Annotated in this window: 22 protein-coding genes; 4 read left to right on the top strand and 18 right to left on the bottom strand. The window is 66.1% G+C overall.

The annotated features are described in order from the left end of the window. Positions 1–9 precede the first annotated feature (9 nt). The 10 genes from ACX80X_RS15270 to ACX80X_RS15315 all read right to left on the bottom strand — a co-directional run bounded on the left by ACX80X_RS15270 (position 10) and on the right by ACX80X_RS15315 (position 14,110). Entirely contained in the window at positions 10–1,503 is a 1,494-nt protein-coding gene (locus tag ACX80X_RS15270; protein ID WP_459312529.1) for a dynamin family protein, read from the bottom strand. Then, positions 1,500–3,461 carry a dynamin family protein gene (locus tag ACX80X_RS15275; protein ID WP_374209916.1) on the bottom strand — a complete coding sequence of 654 codons (1,962 nt, stop codon included), beginning with the start codon at positions 3,459–3,461 and terminating at the stop codon, positions 1,500–1,502. The genes ACX80X_RS15270 and ACX80X_RS15275 overlap by 4 nt, the downstream gene beginning before the upstream one ends. 159 nt (positions 3,462–3,620) lie before the next feature. Beyond that, entirely contained in the window at positions 3,621–4,682 is a 1,062-nt protein-coding gene (locus ACX80X_RS15280) for an IniB N-terminal domain-containing protein (protein ID WP_252614072.1), read from the bottom strand. A 163-nt stretch (positions 4,683–4,845) separates the two neighbouring features. After that, the gene (locus tag ACX80X_RS15285) at positions 4,846–6,900 is read right to left on the bottom strand and encodes a LuxR C-terminal-related transcriptional regulator (protein WP_252599887.1); all 2,055 of its coding nucleotides are present in this window, start codon (positions 6,898–6,900) and stop codon (positions 4,846–4,848) included. A 3-nt stretch (positions 6,901–6,903) separates the two neighbouring features. Continuing rightward, the gene (locus ACX80X_RS15290) at positions 6,904–8,991 is read right to left on the bottom strand and encodes an Hsp70 family protein (RefSeq protein ID WP_252614073.1); all 2,088 of its coding nucleotides are present in this window, start codon (positions 8,989–8,991) and stop codon (positions 6,904–6,906) included. Between the two features lie 156 nt (positions 8,992–9,147). Next, positions 9,148–10,266 (bottom strand): c-type cytochrome biogenesis protein CcsB, encoded by a 1,119-nt coding sequence (gene ccsB, locus ACX80X_RS15295; RefSeq protein ID WP_252599885.1) that lies wholly within the window; start codon positions 10,264–10,266, stop codon positions 9,148–9,150. After that, entirely contained in the window at positions 10,266–12,023 is a 1,758-nt protein-coding gene (resB, locus tag ACX80X_RS15300; protein WP_252610627.1) for a cytochrome c biogenesis protein ResB, read from the bottom strand. Before resB ends, ccsB begins: the two co-directional genes overlap by 1 nt. Continuing rightward, positions 12,023–12,778 (bottom strand): cytochrome c biogenesis CcdA family protein, encoded by a 756-nt coding sequence (locus ACX80X_RS15305; protein ID WP_058931385.1) that lies wholly within the window; start codon positions 12,776–12,778, stop codon positions 12,023–12,025. Before ACX80X_RS15305 ends, resB begins: the two co-directional genes overlap by 1 nt. Positions 12,779–12,792: 14 nt before the next feature. Next, a complete protein-coding gene (locus ACX80X_RS15310; RefSeq protein WP_252599883.1) occupies positions 12,793–13,428 on the bottom strand; it encodes a TlpA family protein disulfide reductase in 636 nt (211 codons plus the stop codon). 1 nt (position 13,429) lies between these two features. Continuing rightward, complete coding sequence (locus ACX80X_RS15315) at positions 13,430–14,110, bottom strand: histidine phosphatase family protein (protein WP_252610629.1); 681 nt, start codon at positions 14,108–14,110, stop codon at positions 13,430–13,432. Positions 14,111–14,312: 202 nt separating this feature from the next. Here ACX80X_RS15315 and ACX80X_RS15320 point away from each other — a divergent pair, with 202 nt between their 5' ends. From ACX80X_RS15320 to ACX80X_RS15330, 3 genes are all read left to right on the top strand, one after another. Further along, the gene (locus ACX80X_RS15320) at positions 14,313–14,861 is read left to right on the top strand and encodes a YceI family protein (RefSeq protein WP_252599881.1); all 549 of its coding nucleotides are present in this window, start codon (positions 14,313–14,315) and stop codon (positions 14,859–14,861) included. 108 nt (positions 14,862–14,969) lie between these two features. After that, positions 14,970–15,722, top strand: coding sequence for a hypothetical protein (locus ACX80X_RS15325; protein ID WP_252614074.1), 753 nt, complete (start codon positions 14,970–14,972; stop codon positions 15,720–15,722). A 180-nt stretch (positions 15,723–15,902) separates the two neighbouring features. Beyond that, entirely contained in the window at positions 15,903–16,721 is an 819-nt protein-coding gene (locus ACX80X_RS15330) for a hypothetical protein (RefSeq protein ID WP_252599879.1), read from the top strand. Between the two features lie 57 nt (positions 16,722–16,778). Here the strand turns inward: ACX80X_RS15330 and ACX80X_RS15335 are convergent, their stop codons facing one another. Together ACX80X_RS15335 and ACX80X_RS15340 are read right to left on the bottom strand one after the other, a co-directional pair. Next, entirely contained in the window at positions 16,779–17,504 is a 726-nt protein-coding gene (locus ACX80X_RS15335; RefSeq protein WP_374209912.1) for a redox-sensing transcriptional repressor Rex, read from the bottom strand. Between the two features lie 69 nt (positions 17,505–17,573). Then, positions 17,574–17,849: a glutaredoxin family protein gene (locus ACX80X_RS15340; RefSeq protein WP_252599877.1), complete on the bottom strand. Its 276-nt coding sequence runs from the start codon at positions 17,847–17,849 to the stop codon at positions 17,574–17,576. Between the two features lie 150 nt (positions 17,850–17,999). Between ACX80X_RS15340 and ACX80X_RS15345 the strand changes: the two genes are divergently transcribed. Beyond that, complete coding sequence (locus tag ACX80X_RS15345) at positions 18,000–18,818, top strand: HAD family hydrolase (RefSeq protein WP_252610633.1); 819 nt, start codon at positions 18,000–18,002, stop codon at positions 18,816–18,818. Between the two features lie 253 nt (positions 18,819–19,071). On the opposite strand, the gene ACX80X_RS15350 is transcribed toward ACX80X_RS15345, so the two are convergent. From ACX80X_RS15350 to ACX80X_RS15375, 6 genes are all read right to left on the bottom strand, one after another. Next, the gene (locus ACX80X_RS15350; RefSeq protein ID WP_003792170.1) at positions 19,072–19,170 is read right to left on the bottom strand and encodes a 30S ribosomal protein bS22; all 99 of its coding nucleotides are present in this window, start codon (positions 19,168–19,170) and stop codon (positions 19,072–19,074) included. A 156-nt stretch (positions 19,171–19,326) separates the two neighbouring features. Then, positions 19,327–19,539, bottom strand: coding sequence for a helix-turn-helix domain-containing protein (locus ACX80X_RS15355; RefSeq protein ID WP_058931377.1), 213 nt, complete (start codon positions 19,537–19,539; stop codon positions 19,327–19,329). Positions 19,540–19,682: 143 nt separating this feature from the next. After that, positions 19,683–20,789: a 3-deoxy-7-phosphoheptulonate synthase gene (locus ACX80X_RS15360; RefSeq protein ID WP_252610635.1), complete on the bottom strand. Its 1,107-nt coding sequence runs from the start codon at positions 20,787–20,789 to the stop codon at positions 19,683–19,685. Between the two features lie 334 nt (positions 20,790–21,123). After that, entirely contained in the window at positions 21,124–22,125 is a 1,002-nt protein-coding gene (locus ACX80X_RS15365; protein WP_252599875.1) for an acetylxylan esterase, read from the bottom strand. A 50-nt stretch (positions 22,126–22,175) separates the two neighbouring features. Then, positions 22,176–23,660 (bottom strand): rhamnulokinase, encoded by a 1,485-nt coding sequence (locus ACX80X_RS15370; protein ID WP_459312533.1) that lies wholly within the window; start codon positions 23,658–23,660, stop codon positions 22,176–22,178. Beyond that, positions 23,657–25,693: a bifunctional aldolase/short-chain dehydrogenase gene (locus tag ACX80X_RS15375; RefSeq protein ID WP_459312535.1), complete on the bottom strand. Its 2,037-nt coding sequence runs from the start codon at positions 25,691–25,693 to the stop codon at positions 23,657–23,659. The genes ACX80X_RS15370 and ACX80X_RS15375 overlap by 4 nt, the downstream gene beginning before the upstream one ends. Positions 25,694–25,696: the final 3 nt, after the last annotated feature.

The raw sequence follows: 25,696 nt of genomic DNA on the forward strand, positions 1-25,696 counted from the left end.
GGGCTGACCTCAGGCGGACTGCGGGTGCAGCTGCAGGGCGGAGCATTCAGCCACGACGCCCTCACAGCTGCGCATCACCACGCGGCAGGCCTCCACGGCTGAGCGCTCCGTCAGCGGGTTTTCCGATACCGTCCGCCACCGGTTCAGGCAGCGGCGGGCTTCGGCCAGGACTTCGTCCGGTCCGGCATCCGGAGCCAGCCCCAGCCTCAGGGCGGACGCCGCTCCCCAGCCGCCGACCAGCCTTTCGGCTTCCGCCGCCAACTCATCGCTGAGGGATACACCGGTGGTACGGATCGTGGCGAGCAAGCGGAGCTCACGGAACTCATGGGCGTTGGCCTGAAGGCGTTCCAAGGCTGCGGCCAGGCGGCCGGCCCCCTCCCTGGGCGCGCTGCGCAGCAAGCTTTCCACTCCCACCAAGGCAGTACGGGCTTTGAGGGCATCCCCGCGGGCCTGGAACTGCCGGGCCACAAGGTGCAGCAACGGGTCCAGCCCGCTGCGCCGGGCCAGTTCATGCGCCAGTGGCGTGGGTTCAGTGAAGCCACTCCGAATCAGCACTACGCCCAGCCGTATCCCAAACAGCCCGAACCGCTCAAGGAGGGAGGCGCGGGCTTCGGCGCCCAGGCTTTGCGGGACACTGGCCCTGATGAACCTGTCCGCCGAGAGCAGCATCCGCTCCCGGTCGGACCGCTCCATGCCGGCCAGGACCTGCATGGACTCGAAGTCCGACTGGCGCATGCTGCGTGCGCTTTGCGCCAGCAGCCCGGCCACCGGGACCACCCCCAACGCCAGCTTCCGCAGGCTGTGGTCCCGGCGGTACCGGTCAGCGATGTCACCCGCGGAGAGCAGCGAATCAATGCGGCCCGCACCGATCTCGTCGGCACGGGACAGCACGGCAAGGGCGTTCACGGTTCCCGACCTACCCGTCTCGGTATCCCTGAAGGATTCGAGGAACCGCAGGTCCGAGGCGTGCATGTGGCGCATGAGGTAAATGATGGCATCAGCCTCGGAGGGCGCGTCCACGGGGATGAGGAAATCGGTGGACCGGGCAGAGACGTCTTCGGACAACGAGGCAATTCCCGGGGTGTCTATCAGGGTGAGCTCGCGCAGGGCCGGCGAGGGCCACTCCACCACCAGCCGTTCCATGTCCTCGGCGCGGGCGTTGCCCAGGACAAACACCAGGCGGCCGTCCACGCGCTTCAGCGGCAGGATATGCGGTTCACCGGCAATTGGGTAGGCCGTGATCCGCGGCGTGTGCCCGTAACGGTACCAGGTCACAATCCTTGTGCATTCCCCGGTGTCGGTCGGGGCGATCTCCTCCCCGATGATGGCGTTCAGCAGCGTGGATTTTCCCGCCTTGACCATGCCTGCCACAGCGATCCTGAGGGGCTCGGACAGCCGCCTGGCATAAGTCTCCAATGCCGCAGCCGCAGCGGGGTCGTCCGCATACACGAGCAGGGCGTCCTGGATCAGGTCCGCCACTCCCGCGCTGATGGACTCCTTCATCTGCCCGCCGCACCCACCGGCGCCGTGCCCACCGGCTGGCCGCCCGCCGTCGGACTTCCCGGCGCCGGGTTTCCCGACGCCGTGCCGCGCCCGGCCGGAGACTGCTCCGCCGGAGACTGCGCGGCCTGCGGCCCCGGGGATTGGGCCACTTCGGCGGCCACCAGGCCGGCGGCATGGTGCAGGGCGTCCACCTTCTTGAGCTCGGCCTTGATCTCGCGGATGCGGATGTCCTTTTCCAGCGTGTAGGTGGTGGCTGCCTTCTGGGCCGCCGCCACCGAATCCGCCAGGGAGCGATGGTGTTCGTCCGCGATTTCCGTGAAGTGGTCCCGGGTGGAGCGCTGCACCAGCCGGAGCCGGTCCTTGAGCTGCTTGCCCACCTGGAACGTGACATCGTCCAGCTGCCGGCGGACCAGCGCCTTGGCTTCGGCCTGCCGGCGCTTCAGCCGTGCTTCCTTGTCCTCGCGGTACGCCTTGCGGCCCAGCAGCAGGCCCGCGCCCACTGACAGGGGATTGATCAGGGCCATGCCGAAAATCCCGGTCAGGAGCCCGAACATCAGCACGCCGCCGTAGGACCCGCGCATGCCGATCAGGACCTTCTGCAGGGGGTTGATGTGCCCGTCGTCGAGCCTTGGCATGTTGTCCACCGGGTCCAACGCGTCGTCGGTGTCCGAGATGTGAAGCACCGGCAGGGCCACTTCGTCCTCTGAAAAATGCTCCGCCACCTGTGCGGCCAGCCACTGCGCGCGTTCGCTGGTCCACACAAACGTGTCCGAGATCGCGGCGGCGGCGCACTCCTCGAGCCACGCGGAAAACTGGGTCCAGGTGGGGCCGGGATCGCCCTGGTCAATAGCGGCCTCGGCTTCGCGCTGGATGCGCCGCAGGCGGTCCCGGAGGTCGTACTCCATGTCCGCGATCAGGTCGCCGATGCCGTCGTTGAGCGTAATCTGCCACCGGGCGGAACGTTTGCGCAGCTCATCGGCCTGAGACTTCGCCTCCTCCAGCCCTGCAATCATCCGCGGCGTCCCGTCAGGATCCTCAAGCGCTCCCAGCTCGGACCGCAAGGACAGGCGCAGGTTCTCAGTCACGGAGAGCAGGTCCTGGCTGACGGAGCGCCGTTGCAGCCGCTCCGCCTTGCCCACAATTTCATTCCGGAGGTGGCCGATCAGCACGGGGAAACCCGACTCGGCGTTGAGTTCGCTGTCCTGAAGGCGTGCAGCCTCCAGCCGGAGATCCGAGGAAACCGCGAACAGCGGGATGTCCGGCGCCACCTGCGCGAGCTGGGCACGGTCCATGGCCTCCACACGCCGCCAGTCCGGATACAGGTCCGTTTTGGACAGGATGCCTGCAACGCTCGGGGTGATCCGCATGGCCTGGCGCAGGAACCGCATTTCGGGCTCGGTGTATTCCTGCGAGGCGTCTGAAACCAGCAGCATGGCGTCCGCTGTGGGCAAGGCTGTGAGGGTGGTCAATGTGTGCGAGGAGCCCAGTCCCCCCACACCCGGGGAATCGATGACCGTCAGCCCGCCGGCCAGGACCTTGCGGGGCAGGAAAACTTCGGCCGCTACCAGCTTCTTGACGTTTCCGGGGTTGCCCCGCTCGGAAACGTAAGCCGCCAGGTCCGCTATGTTGATGGGCTGCCGCTCCAGTGCGGCGTCGTCGCCGGGCTCTGTGCCGGCTTTGGGCAGCAGGATGGCAGCGGACGCGGGTTCCCCGTGGCGGACCACGGTGGGCACCGAGGTGGCGATGTCGTCGTCGACAGGGCACACCGGGGCGTTCACCAGGGCGTTGATAAGTTTGCTTTTTCCTTGCTTGAATTCCCCCACCATGATCACGCGGATACTCGGATCCTTCAGCCGGCGCAGGGTCTGGTCCAGGCGTTTCCGCAGGTCCGCGCGGTCCCCTATCCCCACCAGCTCGATGCCCTGCTCCACCAGCAACGCCAGCTGGCCGGCGTTCATCGGCACCGGCGCACGTCCAGGACCTCCCGGTCGTTGCGATTCAGCCATGATCTGTCCTTTGCAGCAGGAGTGCGGGTGGGGCGGGGGATAATCCGCGAAGAGCCCGGCAGGAGGTCGATGGCCTCCTGCCGGGCGCTCCCGGTACTCGGAATTTGATGATCAGAGGCTGATCTCCGAATCTTCGACCGCGACGTCGGTGTCCACAGCCACGTCAGTGTTCGTCGAGTTGTCCTCGGTGGAGTTGTCCTGGAAAGAATCCTCAACCACAACCTCAACCGGGTTGAAGGAATCAACCACTTCCACCTCGGTGGTCTCCGCCTGCGAGTTGTCGTTGAAGGATTCCTCAACCGCAACCTCGGTGGTGGAGTTGTCTTCGATGGAGTTGTCCGAGTTGTCGTTGACTACGATCGAGTTGTCCTCGGTGGAGTTATCGGAGTTGTCCTGGAAGGAATCCTCAATCTTCACCGAGTTATCCACGGAGTTATCCGAGTTATCCGAGTTATCGGAATTATCGGAGTTGTCCGAGTTGTCGTTGAACGAATCAGCGACATCCAGGTCAACGTCGGTGTTGAACGAATCGGCCACATCCAGATCGCGGTTGCCGATGTTGACGTCGCCGCCGGCGGTGATCGAGTTGTCCGTGGAATTGTCCGTGGTGTTGTCCGTGTTGTAGGAGTCGGTGGTGTTGTAGGAGTCCCGGACGTTGTTGTCGTCGCCCGCGGCCAGGGCCTGATCGCCGGATGCGATGACAGCCTCGTTGTCGAACCACTGGTTCACGTCGCCGTCGGCCCAGATGTTCTGGTTGACCGACTGGTCCGTGATCGTGTCCCGGTCATCCACCGTTGAGGTGTAGGAGTAGTTGTTCACCACGTGATGCAGCTGCTGGACAGCGTGGGCGTGATCGTCATGGTGGTCGTGCCCCGGGGTGTGGCCTGAACCGCCGCCTGCAGGAGGCGGGGTGTGGCCGGCGCCGCCGATGCCTCCCGTCCATGAGGTGTTCCCGCCGGTGTTGTACTCCCGGTCGAAGGAAGAAGCGTTGACAGTGATGGGTGCGTAGTCCAGGACAACCGGCATAGCGGCGTCAACATCGGCGGAGCAGACTTCGCGCAGGCCGGCACCCTCGAGTGAACGCTCCGGATCGTTCAGGAACTCCTGGGCAGCGGCGGGGTTGTTGAACAGGCCCATCAGGAACTGGACGAGCTGGTTTGCGAGTGTAGGCATTGGATGGTCCTCAAATCTTCTCGGAGTTGTGGATCGCCAGGCCTCGGTGCCGGGCTTAAATCAAACCTAAGGTCCTTCGTGGGGGCCGGGCATCGGTTCTGTCCCCGTACCCGGATGCCCCGCATTAGGGGTTTGCCTGTTTCGTGGCTAGGGGCAGCAGGGCTCAGTCCGGGCCCTGATGATCTGCACTTAGCGCCAGCCTCAGGCGCACCAGCAGATCGGAGCGGTTTTCAGCCCCAAGCCTCCGCCGCATCCTGGCAATGTGATGTTCAGCGGTCCTGGGGGAAATGTAGATGGCTTCGCCGATTTCCCGGTACGTCTTCCCTTCCAGGACCAACCGCGCCACTTCCTTTTCGCGTTCGCTGAGCCCCGAGGCGTCAGGATGCGCGCCATGGTTGTTCTCGGCGGCGCTGCGGCGTACTTCCGGTGACAGCCCGTCGGGTGGCCCGGTGGTTCTGCCCTGCGGGTGGAGGTCCCTGGCGCAGGCAAGGAGCCGCATCATGTCCCTGCGCTCGTCTGCCTGCGCGGCAGCATGTCCTGCCAGCCGGGCCCCTTCCCACGGCATGCCCACCACTTTCAGTCCCCGGGCGGCGTTCTCCACATCCGTCGCCTGGAACCGGCCGGCCAGGACGCTGACCCAGGCCTTGCCTGCGGCGGCGAACACAGCGGCCATGTGACTGTAGTCCGCGGCCCGTACCAGCGCTGCCGCGTGCGGGGCAAGGTCGGCCGGGCTCTTGTTCAGCAGGGCAGCCTGGACCGCCGCCCAGTGAAGCGGAACGGCCCACAGGGGTGGCTCCCCCAGCTTGGTCAGCAGAGCCCACGCTTCATCCAGATAATCCGCGACGCGCCGTGTCTCCCGCAACCGGGCGGCAGCAATCATCAGTTCGCCCCACGGCAGAAGGCTGTAAAGGTCGACGGCGGAGTGCAGCATCGCTTCGCGGGCGCGCTCCCAGGCCATCACGAGGTCATGAACGTCGCCGCTGCGCCGCGCAAGGCCCACTTCCAGGGCCGCGCACAGGAACTCGTCCCTGGGAACCAGCGGCCAGTGGTTGGCTTTGGAGGCTTCGTTGATGGCCAGCCGTGCTTCGCCAGCATCGTCCTGCTGCATGGCCGACCACGCCTGCAAGAGGTGGAGCCGTGGCTTGGCGGCGTCACCGCCCTGCCTCGCGGCGACGGCGGAGCGGATGATGGTGTCCGCTACGTGGGATTCACCGCTGTGGAGGGCCAGTAACGCGGCCAACGCTCCAGGGGTGTCCGGAAGGGGCAGCGCCGAACCGGACGCGTTGAGCATGTCCGAAGCATGGATCAGCAGGGGAAGGCCCTTGTGTGGATCCCGCTCCATCGACTCCATCACGCCCTTGCCCGTTTGCGAAAGCGCCACCGCCAGTAAGGTGGGCGACACCGGTGCCGACCCGGCGGAAAAGGCCTCTTCCGCGCCCGCCCGGTCGCCGCTGCCGATCATGACCACCGCGGCAAGCGGGGCGGACCGGCCCATGTTCGCCGGACCAAGCCAGGCATAGAGGTCGGCACTGCGGACCAGCAGCCCGCGCTGTGCCCAGACGGAAGCAGCAACATCCACGCCAAGTCTGACATCCGGCGGATCAGAGCTCACCAGGAGCCCGTCAATAATCCGGCCCGCGGCGTCGAGGTCGCCCGTTGCGGCTGCGGCCTGGGCGCGGCGGGCAGCGATGCGCAGTTCGTCCGCCCCTGCCAGCAGCGCTTCGCTGTACAGCTGGGCGGCCAGACCGGGGTTCTGAGGCAGTGCTTTGTCCGCTGCGGCTTCGAGTTCGGCGGCGACCCTCGGGTCCGACAGTCCGCCCCTCGCCAGCTCGCGGGCAAGGTCGCCGAAGGGCCGGCCCTCGGCCGAAACAAAACCGACGAGTTCCCGCTGCAATGCATGCACACGGGCTGTGGGCGTGCCGTTCAGGAGTGCGTGTTGCACCGGGCCGACGACGGTCCCGTCGGTAAGCAGCAGGCCCGAGGCCTCGGCGCGGTTTACCACGGCGTCCAGGCCCGGACTGTCAGGGCTTTCCAGCTTGTGCGCCAGCTCACCGGGCAGCGGACCGGGCAAGGTGAACCCCACGGACAGCGCCAGCAGGAGTTCACGGACTGCCGCATTCTCGCCCCGCAACTGCTGTGCCATGTCAGCGGCTCCGGAGGGAGCCGAGGTCCCTGCCTCGTGCAGTTCCCGTTCGGGCTGCGTATGATCGGCGGCCATGCCTCAGACCGCCGGTTCGGTGGTTGGGACAGGATCCGTGGTGGGGGACGGTTCCGCGAACGGGTCGGGCATCGGCGCAGAGGCCGTTGTCGGATCGAGCTCCGGCGCAGGTGCCGACGACGGCTCGGGAGCCGGTCCGGTGGTCGGATCGGGAGCCGGGTCAGTGGTCGGATCGGGAGCCGGGTCAGTGGTCGGATCCGGCGCAGGGTCGGTGGTCGGATCAGTGGTCGGATCCTGTGCAGGGTCGGTGGTCGGATCCGGAGCCGGATCGGTCGTCGGATCCGGGGCCGGGTCAGTGGTCGGATCAGGTACAGGATCGACGGGCAATGGGACCAGGTCCGGCGACAGGTCCGTCGTCGGGTTGGTCACCGGACCCGGGGTGGAGCCTCCGGAACCCTGTACAGGCTCACCAGAAGTGCCCGTCCCGGCAATGGCCCCGCCGGGGACTGGTTGGCCTGCTTCGGTAGGTGGCCTGCTGGTAGACGAGGCAGCAATGTCCAGTCCCGTGGAACTGGCCGGCGCGCTGCTGTCCTGCAGCTGGGCGCTGGCTTCAATCCCCTGCACGGGGAGCTGCGCCGCGCCTGCTCCTGCACCTGCCGCGCCTGCTCCTGCCGCGGGGCCACCGGAGCCAGGTCCGCCGGTTCCGTCAGGAGGAGCAGCGCTTGGGGTGTCCTTCGCCGCATCTGCCGGCGGGGCGAGCATCGCCGAAAGGCTGCCGAGTCCGTCCGGGCTCTGGGCTGCAGTCGCCGTGAGCCCGGTGAAGAGCGCCACTACCGCTGCTACCGCAGTCAGCCGCACGGTCGAACGTGGCCCGTGCGCGCCGCCCTTGCGCCCGCCCGCATGGGTGCCGGCGGCATGGGCGCCGGCGGCGAGTGCTGCAGCACCGGCGTCGGCATGCCGGGACCAGCTGGCTCGTCGGCCGGCAGCTCCATGATGCCCGTCAGCCTGCGTGAGCACGACGGCGTCAGAAAGCTGTGCGGTCATGGCAGCGGGCTGCGCGGCCCCCTCTGGCTGAGCGCGAAGGGCGGCAACCGCCGCGCCGAGGCAGATGGATGACTTCGGATCGGCGTCCACGGCGATCGGCCGGTCCAGCTGCTCCGAAATCAGCTGTGCCACCAGGGGAATGCGCGATGAGCCGCCGATGAGAAGCACCGCGGACAGGTCGTCCGGGGTGAGCCCCAGGTCCTGCAGGGAACGCTCCAGGGCGTCCACTGTTTCCCGGATGGGCTCGCTGATCATCGCCTCGAAGTCGGACCGGACCAGCCGCACCTGCTGCTGGAATCCCGGCAGCAGCACCGAAATGCTCGCCTCGCTGTCCGCGGACAACGCCTCCTTGGCTTCCACACACTCCCGCCGCAGGCGCGACAGGGCCGCCAGCGCAACGGGCGCCGACGGGTCAAGATTGGCCAGGCCCTGCCCGGCGTGATCGGCAACGTACCGCAGGACGGCTGCGTCGAAGTCGGCGCCGCCCAGTCCCTCGATCCCTTCGGGCCGGCCCAGCAGTTCAAAGTGGCCGGCGTCCGTTTTCTTCAGGACGGCGGTGTCAAAGGTCCCGCCACCGAGGTCGTAGACGGCGATGGTACTGCCAGCCTCCACCCGCACCTGGGCGGCGTAGTGCAGCGCCGCCGCTTCCGGTTCGCTGATCAGCGTGACCTTGGTCAGGTCTTTTGAGGCCAGGGCAGCGAGGATGAGCTGCGTTCGGTGCGCACCCCACGAGGCAGGGTGGGAAAGGATAATGTCCGACGGCGGCGCTCCCTCGCGTTCTTCAGCCCGGTCTGCGACCCATCGGGCCATAGTGGCGAAGACGTCCTCAGCAGGGAGGGAAAGCGTGCCGACGGCAATGGGGACGTCGTCTCCGACCCGCCTTTTGAACTCCCGCACCACGCGCTCCGGGGAGTCAAGGCCGCGGCGCTCGGCCGCCTCCCCCACCAGGATGGGGCCTTCCTCGGGGTAGTAAACCACCGAAGGCACAGCCGTTCCGCGGAGCCCCAGCGGCAGGCTCTCCGGGACAAGTGAAGCGTCGTGATTAATTCGAACTATGGCGGCGGCGGTGAAACTGGTCCCGACGTCAAGGGCGAGAACATAGTTCATGGGCACCTCGGCAAAAAACGCAGCTAGCTGTCTGCGAGCTTCATCACTGACAACTCCCACCAAGGTAGCATCACCGTCTGCGGGGCAACACCCTTATTCATACATCGATTGGCGTATCAGTCGACCGTTGCCAAGGACAGCCGGAGAAACCCCAGTTCAGAGGCCCGAATAGGAGTGCAGACCGTTAAAGAACTGGTTGACGATGGTGAAATTGAAGACCACGCAGAGGTAGCCGACGATCGACAGCCACGCGGCGCGGGTGCCGGTCCAGCCACGTGTGGCGCGGGCGTGCAGGTAGCCCGCGTAGACCACCCAGATCACGAAGGTCCAGACTTCCTTGGTGTCCCAGCCCCAGAACCGGCCCCAGGCTTTTTCAGCCCAGATGGCACCGAACATGAGGGTGAAGGTCCAGCCGATGAAGGCGATGGCGTTGATGCGGTAGGACAGGTTTTCCAGGCTCAGTGCCGAGGGAACCAGTCGCATAAAACCAAGTTTGTCAGCACCACCGGCAGCCACCGTCTTTTGCCGGTGGGACTGCACCAGTTGCAGGGCGGACATGGCGAACGTGAGGGTGAAGAGTGCGGAGGAGAGCACCGCGATGGAGACGTGGATGATCAGCCAGTAGCTCTGCAGCGCAGGGACCAGGTGGCCCACGGGGGTCCAGTAAGCAACCGAGGCGGCCACCAGCATGATGATGGCCAGGCCCACCACAAACGTGCCCAGGAACCGCAGGTCGCGGCGGATCAGCACCAGCAGGAAAACGGCCACGGCCACAAAGGCGCCGGTGGTCAGGAACTCGTACATGTTGCCCCACGGCACCCGGCCTGCACCCACGGCACGCGTGATGACGCCGGCGGCATGGATCAGCACGCCGAGAACGGTGAGGGCAACGGCGACCCGCGCCGGAACGCGGCGTTCCGCCGCGTAGCGCATATCGGCGTCGGCCGTCTGCCCTGCCCCGGAAGCGTCGCCGCCCCGCTTGGCCACGGACGACGACGGCCGCTCGGCCCGGCCCACGGGTCCGGCCAGGTGCGAGTCCACCCTGTTGGTTGCCACAGTGTCGGCTACCGCGGCTGAGCCAGCAGAAGTGCCGGCCATCGCGGGCACCTTGGTTCCGGCAGCCTCGGCCGCCTTCAGGTCAATGGCGCGCAGCGCCCTGCTGCTCTTCGCGAGGTCCCAGGCGAAGGCGATGAAGGCCACGGTGTACGTGCCGGCGGCGAGCAGCATAAACAGCTCGCTGTACTGGCCCATGGTTTCGTTGATGGCGAACGGCATTACTGGTCCTTTTTCGGCCCGGTGGGGCCCGCTGGGGTGGTGAGCGAGTCTGCGCCATTATCGCCCTGGCGGCTGGGAGTTTGCTGGGTGACGCTGGAGTCGGAATCGTCAGCAGATTCGCCGGAATCAGAATCCGCAAGCTGCCACTCTTCGGACAGCAGCTTCCTGACGGCAACCGCTTCCGCGGCGAGCCGGTGGTCCTCACCGCGGGCAAGCAGGCCATACTCCACCATGGTGCGGCCGTCCTCGTGGGTCCCGGTCCGCACCCAGACGCGGCGCCGGTTCACGTAGAGCGAGACGATCAGGCCGCCCACGGCCAGCAGCGCGAAAATGAGGGCGTAGAGCTGGCCCGGGTTGTGGTGGATGTCCACGCCCACGTAGCGCTTCACGCTGTCAAAGCTGATGCTGCCTTTGCCGTCCGGCAGGGTGTAGGTGCTGCCCGGAGCCAGGGTAATGCCGCCGGCGTCCAGGTTGCGGGCGTTCAGCGGCGTGAGGTCACTGACGTCCAGTTCAAAGACGTTCTGCGGCGAGCCAGCGTCCAGGCCAAGGTCCCCGAAGTACGAGTTCAGGGTCAGCTGCGGGTTGAAAAGGTCCGGATCGCCGCTGAAGGACACCCCCTCCTCGGTGATAAACGCCGTGGGCAGGAAGAACCCCACAAAGCCCAGCTGTTCGGGCCGTGCGTCGGGGACCTTGATCACCAGGGACGAGTAGTAGTTGTCACCCTGGAGCTTGGCCACCACGGGACCCTGCATGGCCACGTTGCCGGCGCCGTCACGGATGGTCACCACGGGCGCGTAGCCGTTGCCGGTGAGGTAGATGCTGGTGCCGCCCAGGGTCACGGGATCGTTGACCTTCAGGACTTCCTGCTTGGCGGGCGAGTCCGGGGTTTCCCGCGTGGTGACTTCGGCGTTGAAGTCGATGGGCTGGCCGATTTTTCCTGGTGATTCGCGGTCAAACAAGACGTCGAATTTGTCCAGCTGGATGGAATACGGCTGCAGCTGGCTGGACTGGAAGTTGGCGCCGGGGGTGAACTGGTCGTAGCCCACCAGCGTGTTCACGAAGGTGTCGCCCTCCACCAGGATGCGCTGGCCGCTGTAGCCGAACAGGCCGCCCACGGCGACCGAAACCAGCACGCCGATCAGCGACGTGTGGAACACGAGGTTCCCCACTTCCTTGGCGAAGCCGCGCTCGGCGCCCAAAGACGGCCGCGCGCCGTCGTCGTCCCTCACGTCAACGCGGTAGCCGCGCTTCTTCAGCACCCCGGCGGCACTGCGGATGGCGTCCGACGCCGGGAGGCCGGCGTCGGCGGGAACCACCAGGGTGCCGTACTCGGGGAGGCGGGAGAGACGTTTGGGGGTCCGCGGCGGCTGGGAGCGCATGGCCTTGTAGTGGGCGATGGCGCGCGGGACCACGCAGCCGATCAGCGAGATGAACAGCAGGATGTAGATGGCCGAGAACCAGGCCGACGAGTAGACGTCGTAGAGCTGCAGGGTGTCCAGCAGCTTCCCGTAGTCCGGGTTGTCCTTGATGTACTGCGTCACGATGGACGGGTTGGCCGGGCGCTGCGGGAACAGCGAACCGGGCACCGCGGCGATGGCCAGGAGCAGCAGCAGGAACAGCGCCGTGCGCATGCTGGTCAGCTGGGTCCAGGCCCAGCGCAGCATCTCCACCGGCCCCAGGACTGGCAGCGCCGCCTCAGTTTTGGCGGCGGCAACGGGTGCCGGGGACTTTTTGTTTTCTTTCACGCGCTCGCTCATCAGATCGGCAACTTCACATCGGTTTGGAACCAGTACTGCAATTCGGTGACCCAGGTGCCCCAGACGCCGCTGGCCATCAGCAGGCCCAGCACCACCAGGATCCCGCCGCCGATCCGCTGGATGGCCAGGCGGTGCGTGCGGAAGAAGGACATCACGCCCATGCCGCGTCGCACCGCCAGGGCGATCAGCAGGAAGGGGATGCCCAGGCCCAGGCTGTAGACAAATGCCAGGAGGGCACCTTTGGCGGCGGAGGAACCGCCGGACAGGCTCAGGAGCTGGACGGCGGAGTAGGTGGGGCCGATGCACGGGGCCCATCCCAGGCCGAACGTGAGGCCCAGCAACGGCGCGCCCCACAGGCCGGCCGGCGGCTTGGCATGGATCTTCGCATCACGCTGCAGCCAGCCGAAACCGCCCATAAACACCACACCCATGAGGATGACCAGGAGCCCCAGGAGCTGTGTGATCCAGGCATTCTGCGAGCCGGTGATCAGGGTGCCGAGCTGGCCGAACGCGCCGCCCAGAAGCACGAAAATCACCGAGAACCCCAGCACAAAAAGCCCGATGCCCGCCAGCATCCGGCCGCGCTTCTGCTTCTCCAGGTCCACGCCGCTCAGGCCCGTGACGTAGCCTAGGTAGCCGGGCACCAGGGGCAGCACGCACGGCGACAGGAAGGACACCAGGCCGGCGAGCAGCGCCACCGGGATGGCAAGCAGGAGCGAGCCGTTCAGGATGGTTTCGGCGAAGGGGCTGTTCACGGTCCGGGCCGCCGCTACTCTGCCACGGCGGCGGTGATGAGGGCTTTGAGGGTGCCCTTCTGGATTTCGCCCAGCACGCGCGAGGCCACGCGGCCCTGCTTGTCCAGGACCAGCGTGGTGGGGACTGCCCCCGGCGGGACCAGGCCGGAAACGGCCAGGAGCACGCCGCCGTTCTTGTCGTCGAAGCTGGGGTAGGTCAGGTTGAAGGTCTTGTCGAAGGCCTCTGCGGTGCCTTTTTCATCGCGGAGGTTGACGCCGAAGAACTGCACGCCCTGGTCCTTGAAGTCCTTGTGCAGCTCTTCCAGGATGGGTGCTTCAACGCGGCAGGGTGCGCAGGCGGCGAACCAGAAGTTCAGGACCGTCACCTTGCCCTGGAAGTCCGCGGGGGCTATCTGGGTGCCGTTGAACAGCGTGCCGTTAATGGCGACGGCGGCCTTGCGGTCCGCCGCGGTGAACTCGGTCACCGAGCCGTCCCCGGCCACGTAGTTCTTGTTGTCGCCGGCTTTGGCCTGCTTGGCGAGGGCGTCTTCCTGCGCACAGGCGGACAGGCCCAGGGTCAGGGCGGTCAGGGCGGCCCCGCCGGCCGCGAGAACGGCACGGCGGGACGCTGTGCCTGAAATTGCGCGGGACGTTGCGCGAGGGCCAGTCATGTCAGGCTCCGGGGGTGCTGGCGGCACCGGGAAGAAGTACGGCAGCGGGCTCACTGTACTCAACGCGCAGGAGCGAGCCGTCGTCGTCGAACACCAGGGAGGTGATGGACGTCAGCGTGCACTCGCGTTTGCGCGGGTCATGCCACAGCGGCCTGCCTTCGGCACTGAGGCGGGTGGCCCAGATGGGGAGCTGGTGGCTGACCATGATGGCTTCCGGGCCATCGGTTCCGTAGTCCCCGGCGGCCAGTTCGATGGCCCGGAGCCGGACGTCCTCAACAGCTGACATGACGCGCGCGGCCTGTGCCTTGTACGGTTCGCCCCAGGACGGCCGGAACGGGTTGACCAGGTGGGGCCAGTGCTTGGGCTTCCGGAGCTCGGCCTTGGTGACCTTCATGCCCTGGAAGTAGTTTTCCGCTTCAATGATGCGGCTGTCCGTGTGGAGTTCCAGACCAAGCGCCTCCGCCGTGGGGGCCGCTGTTTCCTGCGCCCTGACCAGCGGCGACGCCGCGAGATAGACGATCCTTGCCCCGCGCGCGGCACGTTCGGCGAAGTGGGCGGCGAGCATCTGCGCCATTTCGCGGCCCAGCTCGGAGAGGTGGAATTCGGGCAGCCTGCCGTACAGAACGCGGTCAGGATTGTGGACCTCGCCGTGGCGGAGCAGATGGACAGTGGATTGGGGCATGTTTACCAGTTTCTCAAAGATGGCGTGCTATCCGAAATCTTCTACATCCAGTAGAACTCAAACTTTTGGAAAAATGTTCCGGAACGGGGAACAAAACATGCAAATGCATGTTTATACTGGATGCAGCGGATAGTTGAGGATTCAACAGATGAAGCGTCAAGCTATCCGGACGTACCACCCGACAAACCCAAGGAGAAACACCATGACTCTTCCCGCAGACGTCACCACCGGCACCTGGACCCTTGACAACTCGCACAGCGAGATCGCCTTCACCGTCCGGCACGCAGGCATCAGCAAGGTCCGCGGCCAGTTCAAGGATGCCGTGGCAACCCTGGACCTCGCCGACAACGTGGCCGATTCCAAAATCAGCGCCACCATCCAGACCGCCAGCTTCGACTCCGGCGATGTCAACCGCGACGGCCACGTCCGCGGCGAAGACTTCTTCGACGTCGAGGCCTTCCCGGAAATCTCCTTCGTCTCCAACAGCCTCGTGGCCAAGGGCAACAGCTACGAGCTGACCGGGGACCTCACCATCAAGGGCGTCACCCGCCCCGTTGCCCTTGAGACCGAGTTCAACGGCGTGGCCGTGGACCCGTTCGGCATGACCCGCGCCGGCGTCTCCGCCGAAACCACCATCAGCCGCAAGGACTTCGGCCTGACCTGGAACGCCGTGCTGGAAGCCGGCGGCGTGCTGGTCAGCGACAAGGTTGCCGTCAACCTGGAGCTCGCGTTCATCGCACCCGCAGCATAGTTTTCTTCCTGAAGCACCCCGGCCGCCATGTTTCCCCGGAATCTGGCGGCCGGGGTGCTTTGTTTTATCCCCTAGATACCGGCGGATCCGCGGTCTACAGTGTGACCCATGAGCAACAGTGAAGTACCGCAGCCCCAGCAGCCCCAGCAGCCCGACGCCGAGCAACCCGGCGCCCAGCCGCCCGTCACTCAGCCGCCTGCCACTCAGCCGCCTGCCGGCCACGTTCCTCCTGCCCGGAACGTTCCTCCGGCCGGCTACCAGCCGCCACCCGCCTACCCGCAGCCGGGCCAGGCTTATCCCGCGCCGGGCCAGGCCTACCCGCAGCCCGGCCAGCCATACAACCAGCCGGGCCAGCCGGGCGGCTTCCGTTTTGAGATGCCAACCGACGGCCCCCGCAACTTCAACGACGTTATGCCCAAGGCCGGGTTCTCCGGCATGTTCAGCGTGACCGGGCTGCCCACCGAGCTCAAGGTCTCGTACTGGATCTGGCTCATCGGCGGCATGCTGGGAGTCCTTGGCGGCCTGTTCGGCGTGTTGGGTTCGCTGGCGTTGTTCGTCGTGGCACCCGGGCTGGCCGTTGTGGTCCTCCTGCTCGTCCTGGTGGCACTGGCCCTGGCGGCGGCCCAGATTGTCCTGGTCCTGAAGATGAAGGAGGGCAAGGAATGGGCAAGACTTGCGCTGACCATCGTGGCCGGCGTTTCGCTGGTGCTCGCCGTGCTTGGCGGCAGCGTGGGCGGCGGCGGCATGGGCCAAGGCATCGGCAACAACTGGCTGGGCTTCCTCATCAGCGCCGCGGCAACGGTGCTCATGTGGCTGCCGAACTCGCAGGCCTGGTTCAACGCCGCCAAGGGCCGCGCGTAGACCGGATCCAGTAGAAACACAGTCTTGCGCGACCCCCGCTGAGTTCTGTGGGAATACCTCTCCGGAATGATCCCCCGCGGCACCCGCCGGGGGTACGGTGGGAAGTAAGCCGTACTGGGGGCAGGCCAGTTGGACTGCACCCAGCAGCCGAACTGACATCCGACCTGCAAAGGACCGCTCATGAGCACGCCTGTCCCGCCTCCCGTTCCGAACGAGCCCGAGCCCGGCAACCAGCCGCCAGCGCCCCGATACGGCGAGAACAGCCCGCAGTTCGGGCAGCCCACACCGCCGGCGCCCCAGTACGGGCAAAACGCACCGCAGTATGGCCAGCAGACTCCCCCGGCACCCCAGTACGGGCAAAACGGACCGCAGTACGGGCAAAACGCCCCGCAGTATGGCCAGAACAACCCGCCGCAGTTCGGCCAGCCCACGCCTCCGCCTTATGGTCAACAGCCGTACGGGCAGTCCCCTTACACGCAGTACCCGTCCGAGCAGCCGCAGGCCACGGGATCCAACGGGGTTCCCCAGCTGGTCAACATCTCGTTCTGGCTGCTGATTGGCGCGGGTGTTGTGTATGTCATCAGCCTGCTGATGGGCATTGGCATGCTCGATGACCCGGCGATGCGCCGCGCCTTCGAAGACGCCATGCGCAGCGGTGGCGCTACCGGCACGGAGTTTGCCTTTGACGATTTCAAGGGTGTCCTCGCCGGGTCGCTCGTGGTCTTCGCCATCATCGGCGCTGGGCTGTACGCGCTGGTGGCGTTCTTCGTCCGTAAGGGCAAGAACTGGGCCCGCATCCTCGGTACCGTTTTCGCGGCACTGTCCATTTTCGGCCTCTTCGGACCACCGAGCCTTGGAACCGTGGGGACGCTGGCCGGGATCGCAGCGATCGTGCTGCTCTACCTGCCGGCCGCGGCACCTTACTTCCGCAAGCAGCAGCCGTTCGCTAACCCGTACGGCGCCCCGGGCACCACGCCTGGCAACCCCTACGGGCAGTAGTACCAACGAGTCGCATCCACACCCTAACGGACGTGGGCCCCATCAGCCGCCGACGAACTAGGCGGTCTGGTCCGGGGTCTGCGCCCGTTGTGCGTGATAGGCGAGGATCTGCAGTTCGGTGGCCATATCCACCTTGCGGAGGTTGACGCCCTCGGGGACTTGCAGCATAACGGGGGCGAAGCTCAGGATGCTGCGGACGCCGGCCGCCACCACGCGGTCGCACACGGCCTGCGCCACGTGGGCCGGAAGTGCCAGGACCACCATGTTGGCGCCCGTCCGCTGCAACACGGCCTCCATGTCCGCAGCGTCGCTGACGCGCAGCCAGCCGACTTCATTGCCCACCACCATCTGGTCGGCGTCGAAAATTGCCACGACGTCAAACCCGCGGGACTCGAAGCCGCCGTAACGGGCCAGGGCCTTGCCGAGGTTACCCGCGCCAACAATGGCGACCTTCCAGTCGTGGGTCAGCCCTAGGGCTGCGGAGATGTGACGGCTCAGGTACTGCACTTCGTAGCCCACTCCGCGCGTGCCGTAGGAACCCACATAGGAAAGGTCCTTGCGAAGGGTTGACGAGCTCACTCCTGACGCTTCCGCCAGCGATTCCGAAGATACCCGTTCGACGCCGTCGGACAGCAGCGTGTTAAGGGCGCGCAGGTAGATGGTCAGCCGGGCCACCGCTGCGGGCGGTATTTGTTTGGTGGACTCGGCACCGTGGACGGGCTGTGTACTGTGGCCAGCCTCTGTACCTTGGACAGCATGGGGAGATGGATCCAGTGAAGTCACTATCCCCTCCATCCCATCGCGTCGTGACTCCACTCTAGAGCCCCGCCGCTGGTGCCAACAAAGCCGGTGTCATTCTGCGAGGCCGCTTTCCGATTGGGCCATGGCGCGTTTGAGGACGCGCTCCAGCCGGGCTTCGTCGATCTTCCAGAAATCGCGTTGGATTCCATCCACCAGGACTACGGGGATTTCCTCCGCGTACCGCTCACGCAGTTCCGGCAGCTCGTCCACCTGCTGTTCCGTCCACCCGAGTCCCAGCGAGGCAGTAACGCGTCCGACGGCGTCGCGCGCTCCTGCACACAGGTGACAGTCTGCTTTGGTGATGAGGACTACCTCGGGTTTTGCCATGCCTTAACCGTATCGCCCTTCAGGGCAGAGAGCTGGGCAGAGGACAGCGGCCGACGGCGGGGCGTACGGCGACGCGGGTATCCGGGCGAGCGCTGGCACTCGCGCTGGCACTGAAATCTTGGTCACCGAGTATTGACTAGACTCGTGGACATGCCCGAGGAGAAGTACGTCGCTGTGGTGACCCAGCCGGATGCGTTGATGCAGACCGGCGAAGCCGCCTTCTTCGACGTCGATAACACCCTCATGAAAGGCGCCAGCCTCTTCCATGTTGCCCGCAAGATGCACCAACGCGGCGCCTTCACCCTGACGCAGGCTGCGGGGTTCGCATGGAAGCAGTTCAAATTTGTGGCGCGCGGCGAGAACATGGACGATGTCCACGCTGTCCGCGACTCCGCCCTCACCCTCGCCGAGGGCATCACCGTGGAAGACGTCAAGGCCCTGGGCGAAGAGGTCTACGACGAAATGATCGCGTCCAGGATCTGGCCCGGCGCCAAGGCACTGGCGCAGCAGCACCTGCGCGTGGGCCGGCGGGTCTGGCTGGTTACCGCAACCCCCATCGAGGTTGCCGCGGTCATTTCCACCAGGCTCGGCCTGACCGGAGCCTTGGGCACCGTGGGCGAGGTTGCCGACGGCATGTACACCGGCCGGCTGGTGGGCGACATCCTGCACGGTTCCGCCAAGGCAGTGGCAGTGCAGGCCCTGGCCCACGCCGAAGGCCTGGACCTCAAGCGGTGCTGGGCCTACAGCGACTCATATAATGACATCCCGCTGCTGACCCTCGTGGGGCACCCGGTAGCCATCAACCCTGATGCCAGGCTCCGCCGCCACGCTCGGGACAACAACTGGCCGGTCTACGACTTCCGTGCGGGCCGCCGCGCCGCCACCCTGGGGCTCAAGGCAGCAACGGCCGGCGGCGCCGTCTACGGGCTCTGGCGCGGATACTCCCGGATGCGCGGCCCCCGGGCATAAGCTGCCGCCACAGCGGTCGCCGTCGATGTTTCGCGTAGGAGCGCATCGCCGTCGATCGCGGGACAGAGGTCGCCCAGCGACCGCCGGACCGCCTATCGGCGGAAGTGAAAGCCCGCGGGTCCCGGCCCGAGCTTGCGAGGGTTGGGAAAGGCTGAACGCTAAGCGACGGTGAAACGTCGATGGCGACCTCGCGGAGACAAAAAATGCCCGCTGCCGGATAGGCAACGGGCATTTCACGCTTGTCGAAGTATCTCTACTTCTTATTGCGGCGCTGGTGACGGGTCTTACGAAGCAACTTGCGGTGCTTCTTCTTGGCCATACGCTTGCGACGCTTCTTAATAACTGAACCCACGAAAGTTCCTCACAAACTAGATGCAGTACCTGTCTGATGGAAATGGTCCGTGGACAGAGCTACAGACTGAAACAACTGACAGATTCTTACAATGACGTAAAACGTTCCTTAACAGGGTACCGCTTCTTGGCGATGCCCACTGACCGCAGGTAATGCTCAGGCGGTTTCGGAGTGCCCGTCCACCACAGCACCCTTGAGGTACTGCTCGACGGCGCTCTCCGGCACCCGGTACGACCGGCCGAAACGCACGGCGGGCATTTCGCCGGAGTGGACCAGCCGATAGACGGTCATTTTGGAGACGCGCATGACCTCGGCCACTTCGGCCACGGTCAGGAACTTCGCGTTCGAGAAGTTCTGTTCTGCGGACATTTCCCTATTCCTTTGCTGATGGATGACGACAGTACCCCAGCTTTGATTCATATTTCGGTGTGCCGATGCTGAGCCATCCACCAACCATGTGTTAGATACTCTAGAGGTTCATGGGGCTGTAGTGAAAGTCATCCGGGCAATCATTAAGCGGTCCGGCGCTTCCGGGCGGACGCCGCGAGCTGATCGAGGACCGAAACGGAGACGTCCCAATCCATGCACGCGTCCGTGACACTCTGCCCGTAGACCAGTTCCGCCCGGCCCGCCGCATGCTCGGTGACATCCAGGTTCTGGGCTCCGCCCACCAGGAAGCTCTCCAGCATGACACCCGCGATGGCCTGTGCCGCCTCGCCGCCGTCCTCCAGCTGTGCGCCGATTTCCAGCGCCACTTCCGCCTGCCGGTGGTGGCTCTTGCCGCTGTTGGCGTGGCTGGCGTCCACGATCAGCCGGGGGTTGAGCCCCTTGCCGGCGAGCTTGGCGGAGGCGCTTTCGACGTCGGCCGCTGAGTAATTGGGGCCCTTCCGTCCACCTCGGAGGATGACGTGGGTGTCCGGGTTCCCGGCAGTGGCCACCAGCGCGGCCCGGCCATCGCCGTCGATCCCCAGGAATGCTTGGGCGGCAGCGGCGGCGCCGCACGCGTCGAGCGCAACCTGGAGGTCGCCGTCGGTCCCGTTCTTGAAGCCGATGGGCATGGAGAGACCGGAGGCAAGCTGGCGGTGGATCTGGCTCTCGGTGGTGCGCGCCCCGATGGCTCCCCACGAGATGAGGTCCGCCATGTACTGGGGGCTGATGGGTTCCAGGAATTCGGTGGCGGTGGGCAGTCCCAGCGCGGTGACCTGCTGCAGGAATTCCCTGGCGGTCCGGAGCCCGGTGACCATGTCATGGCTGCCGTCCAGGCGAGGATCGTTGATCAGGCCCTTCCAGCCCACCGTCGTGCGGGGCTTTTCGAAGTAGGTGCGCATCACGATCAGGAGGTCGCCACGGTGCTTCTCGGCCTGGCTGACCAGGCGGCGGGCGTATTCCAGTCCAGCCTTGGGATCGTGGATGGAGCACGGGCCCACGATGACCAGCAGCCTGTCATCCACGCCGTCCATGATGGCCCGGACTTCGTCGCGGCCACGCTCGACGACGTCTGTCACCCGGGCATCCAGGGGCAGCTCGGCGATGAGCTCCTGGGGCGTGGGCAGCGGCGTGAATTCGCTGACGCGCAGATTGGACGTGGATTTTGAGGGAGTGGCTGTCGCGGTGCTCATGTTCGGGTCCTGTTCCAGATAGGAAGCGGGCCCAGATCAGAACCCGCCGGAGAAATGGCGAAGGGCAGAGAATGATCTCTGCCCTGTTGGCTCTGAAGGAAGATGGATGCGTGTCAGTTAGACGCGGGCTCCTCCAGAGCCAACGAAAAATACGCATACCAACGGTTTGTCATAGGCAAACCATAACCGCGGGCTGTGACAGCCGCAAAATCACGGCCGTCACACATGGAAATCCGGGCTTAAGTCAGTCGCTCGTCCCCCAACTGAGTAGCGCTATCTGTCGTTTTGAGCGTCCAAAACGACAGATGGCGCTACCTACTTGGTCACTTGAGAGTCAGGCCAGGAGCTCGCGGAGGTACTGCAGCTGCCCGATCCAGTGGTGCCCCTGGCCGCCCTCGTGGTTGTTGAACCGGTAGACCTCGATATCCTTTTGTGCCGCGGAGCCGCTGCCGTAGGCGTTGAAGCTGGCGAACACGGTGGAGGGCGGGCAGACATCGTCCATCTGCGCCACCGAGTACAGGGCCGGTGCGGTGGCCGCCCGCGCAAGGTTGACGCCGTCGAAATAGTTCAGGACCGCGAGCATCGGCTCATACCGGTCCCGGTGCCTGCCCAGGAACGCCGCGATTTCCGGATAGGGGCCGCGGGCCGCGATGTCTATGGACCTGGGGAAGTCCTGCAGGAAGGGGACGTCGGGCAGCGCGGCGATGACGCCGTCGAGCCTGCCCGCCACCAGCCCCGCAACCGCCACCACGATGCCGCCACCTTGGCTGACTCCCGCCAGGACCACGCGCGACGGGTCCACCTCAGCGTGGGACTGGGCAGCTTCCACCGCACGGAACGCGTCCACGTACACGCGGCGGTAGTAGTAGTCCTCGCGGCTGCCGGCACCCCTGGTCATCAGCCCCGCGTAGGCCACCTCGCCCGCGGACGGGTGGGGATCCGCCGTTTGGCCGAGGATCCCGCCGTAGCCCTGGCCGCGGGTGTCCATGATGAAATGCGCATAGCCGGCCTGCGCCCATTTGGTGTCCTGGTTGACGAGGCCGCGGCCGCCCGAGTAGCCGACGTACTGGACGACGACGGGCAGCCGGCTTCCGGCGCGCCGATTCGCCGGGAGGTGCAGCCAGCCCTTGATGGGTGCACCGCCGTAGCCGGCGAACGTCACGTCGAAGGTGTCGATGACCGACAGGTGGTTCTCGACCGGCCCGAACGTTGCGTTGAGCGGGAACGTCCGGGCCTCGTCGAGCGTGGCGTCCCAAAAGTCCTGCAGATCGGCGGGCGGCGTGACCCTCGAGGTGTAGCCGCGGAGCTGGTCAAGGGGAAGGTCGAAGAGGGGCATGCTGCTGTCCGGTCCTGTCGCGCTTGATAGGTGCTGCTGGGTGGCGGGTGCTACAGCCGCGAAAGCTGCGGCGTGAACGTCTGCAGCTCGTGCGAAGACACCACCAGTCGGCGCAGTTCCGTGAGCCCCCCGCTGACGTGCCCGGCGGCCCTGGCTTGGACCAGGATGTTGCCGAGGGCGGTCGCTTCCACCGGCCCGGCCACCACTTTTTTGCCGGTGGTGTCGGACGTGAGTTGGCAGAGGAGTCTGTTTTGGGATCCGCCGCCCACGATGTGGACGATGTCCACGGTGCGGTCTGCCAGGCGTTCGGCGTCCGCGATGGTGCGCGCGTAGCCCGTGGCGAGACTGTCCATGATGCAGCGGGTGATGGCCGCGGGGTCATCAGGCAGTTGTTCCCCGGTGTGGCGGACTGTGGCGCGGATGCGCTCCGGCATGTTGTCCGGGGCGATGAAGGCGGAATCGTCCGGATTGATCTGCGGGCCACCCGGAGGCAACGCCGCTGCGGCGGCCAGCAGATCAGCGAGTTCCGGGATGAAGCCCTCCGCGGCCCAGGTCCGCTGGCATTCGCTGAGCAGCCATAGCCCGCCCATGTTCCTCAGGTAGCGGATAGTGCCGTCCACGCCGCGCTCGTTGGTGAAGTTCGCTGCCCTGCTGGCCTCGGTCAGGACCGGCTGATCCAGTTCCAGCCCCACCAGAGACCAGGTGCCCGAGGAGATGTACGCGAAATTCTCTTTCTCAGACGGGACGGCGGCGACGGCGGAGGCGGTGTCGTGCGAGCCGACGGCCACCACCTTGGTGCCGGCCGGCAGACCCACCCTGGACGCGATCTCCGGCAGCAGCGTGCCTACGGTTTCGCCGGGCTCGATCAGCGGCGGGAACAGGTTTTTGGGCAGGCCCAGGGCGGTGAGGAACTCGGAGGCCCACTCCCCCGCGACGGCGTCAAACAGACCTGTGGTTGAGGCGTTGGTGGATTCCGTGCGGCGCTGTTCCGTCAGGAAGAATGCGATGAGGTCCGGGATCAGCAGCGCCTGCAGACCGTCCAGATCCCGCTCCGTGGCCAGCTGGTACAGGGTGTTGAACTGCAGGAACTGCAGCCCGGTGGTGCCGTAGAGCCGGGCTGGGTCCAGTTTCCGGTGTACGGACGCGACGGCGGCCCGGCTGCGGTCATCACGGTAGCTGTACGGCTGGGCCGTGAGCTCGCCGGCGGCGTTGACCAGGCCGTAGTCCACCGCCCAGGTGTCGATCCCGATGCTCATGATGGTCTCGCCCTGCACCGCCGCCACAGTGGCGGCGGCGCTCAGGCCCGCCAGTACCTCGGCGAACAGGGCGTCGAAATCCCAGCGGAGGCCACCGTCGAGCTCCACCACACCGTTGGGGAAACGGTGCACCGTTTCCAGCTCCACGATGGAACCGGTGATCCGGCCAAGGATGACCCGGCCGGAGGAGGCACCGATGTCGACGGCGGCGAACACGCTGCGGGCGGAAGTACCGCCGCCGTCGACACCGCCCTGTGCATGGGATGCGGTTCTGCTCATCGGAGGAAGGCTGCTGCCACCCCGGCGTCCACGGGGATGTGGAGGCCGGTGGTGTGGGACAGTTCGTTGCTGGTGAGGACCGCGGCGGCGTTGGCCACGTGCTCGGGCAGGACTTCGCGCTTGAGCAGGGTGCGCTGGGCGTAGTACTTGCCGAGTTCCTGCTCGTCCACGCCGTAGACCGCGGCGCGCTTGGCGCCCCAGCCGCCGGCGAAGATGCCGGAGCCGCGGACCACACCGTCGGGGTTGATGCCGTTGACGCGGATGCCGTATTCGCCGAGTTCGGCCGCGAGAAGCCGGACCTGATGGGCCTGGTCAGCCTTGGTGGCCGAGTAGGCGATGTTGTTCGGGCCCGCGAACACGGAGTTCTTGGAGGAGATGTAGATGATGTCCCCGCCCATGTCCTGGGCGATCATGACCTTCGCCGCGGCCTTCGAAACCAGGAAAGAGCCCTTGGCCATCACGTTGTGCTGCAGGTCCCAGTCCTTCTCGGTGGTTTCGAGCAGCGGCTTGGAGATGGACAGGCCGGCGTTGTTGACCACCAGGTCCAGGCCACCGAACGCCAGCACCGCCTCCTGGATCGCGGCTGCGATCTGCGCTTCGTCGGTCACGTCCGCCTGGACGCCGATGGCGACGTCCGCGCCGCCCAACTCCGCGGCGACGGCCTGGGCGCTCTCCAGGTTCAGGTCGGCAATAACTACGCACGCGCCGTCGGACGCCAGCCGGGTGGCGATCGCCTTGCCGATGCCCGACGCCGCGCCGGTGACCAGCGCAATGCGGGAGGCGTGCGACTTCGGTTTCGGCAAGCGTGCGAGCTTGGCTTCCTCGAGGGACCAGTATTCGATCCGGAACTTCTCGGACTCCTCGATCGGGTCATAGGTGGAGATCGCCTCGGCACCGCGCATCACGTTGATGGCGTTGATATAGAACTCGCCGGCAACGCGGGCGGTCTGCTTGTTCGCGCCGAACGAGAACATGCCCACGCCCGGGACCAGCACAATGGCCGGGTCCGCGCCGCGCAGCGCCGGAGAGTCGGCAACCGCGTGCCGGTCGTAGTAGGCCTGGTAGTCCTCGCGGTAGTCCGCGTGCAGCTCGTGGAGCCGGGCAATGGAATCCTCGATCGAGGCGTCCGCCGGCAGGTCCAGGATCAGCGGCTTGACCTTGGTGCGCAGGAAATGGTCCGGGCAGGACGTGCCTAGGGCGCCCAGGCGCGGGTGTTCGGCGGCTTCCAGGAAGTCAAGCACGACGGCGTCATCACTGAAGTGCCCCAGCTGCGGCTTGTCGGTGGAGGCCAGGCCGCGGATCACCGGGGCGAGTGCGGCGGCTTTGGCTTTTCTTTCCGCTTCCGGGAGCGCGCCATAGCCGGCCAGCTTGGCACCGAAGGGTTCGGCTTTGCCGTTCTCCGCGATGAACTTTTCGGCCTGCCCGATGATCCAGAGCGAGTTGGCCTCGGCTTCTTCGCTGGTGGCGCCCCAGGCGGTGATGCCGTGGCCGCCCAGGATGGTGCCGATGGCCTGCGGGTTGGCGTCCTTGATCGCGGCGATGTCCAGGCCCAGCTGGAAACCGGGCCGGCGCCACGGAACCCAGAGAACCTTGAAGCCGAATATCTTGGTGGTCAGCGCCTCGCCGTCCGCCGCTGTGGCAATAGCGATGCCCGAGTCCGGGTGCAGATGGTCCACATGTGCGGCGTCCACGAGCCCGTGCATGGCGGTATCGATCGACGGTGCGGCGCCGCCCTTGCCGTGCAGGCAGTAATCAAACGCGGCCACCATCTCGTCTTCGCGCTCAACGCCCGGGTAGGTGTTCCTGAGCGCCTTGAGCCGGTCCAAACGGAGCACGGCGAGGTTTTCCGGCTGCAAAGTACCCAGATCGCCGCCGGACCCCTTCACCCAAAGGAGCTCGACGTCGTCGCCCGTTACCGGGTCCTTTTCGGTGCCTTTCGCGGAAGTGTTGCCTCCGGCGAAGTTGGTGTTCCGCTTGTCCGCGCCGAGGCGGTTGGAACGGGCTATCAGTTGGTCAATTGTTGGATTCGTCATGGT

The organism is Pseudarthrobacter sp. MDT3-1, assembly GCF_054510755.1.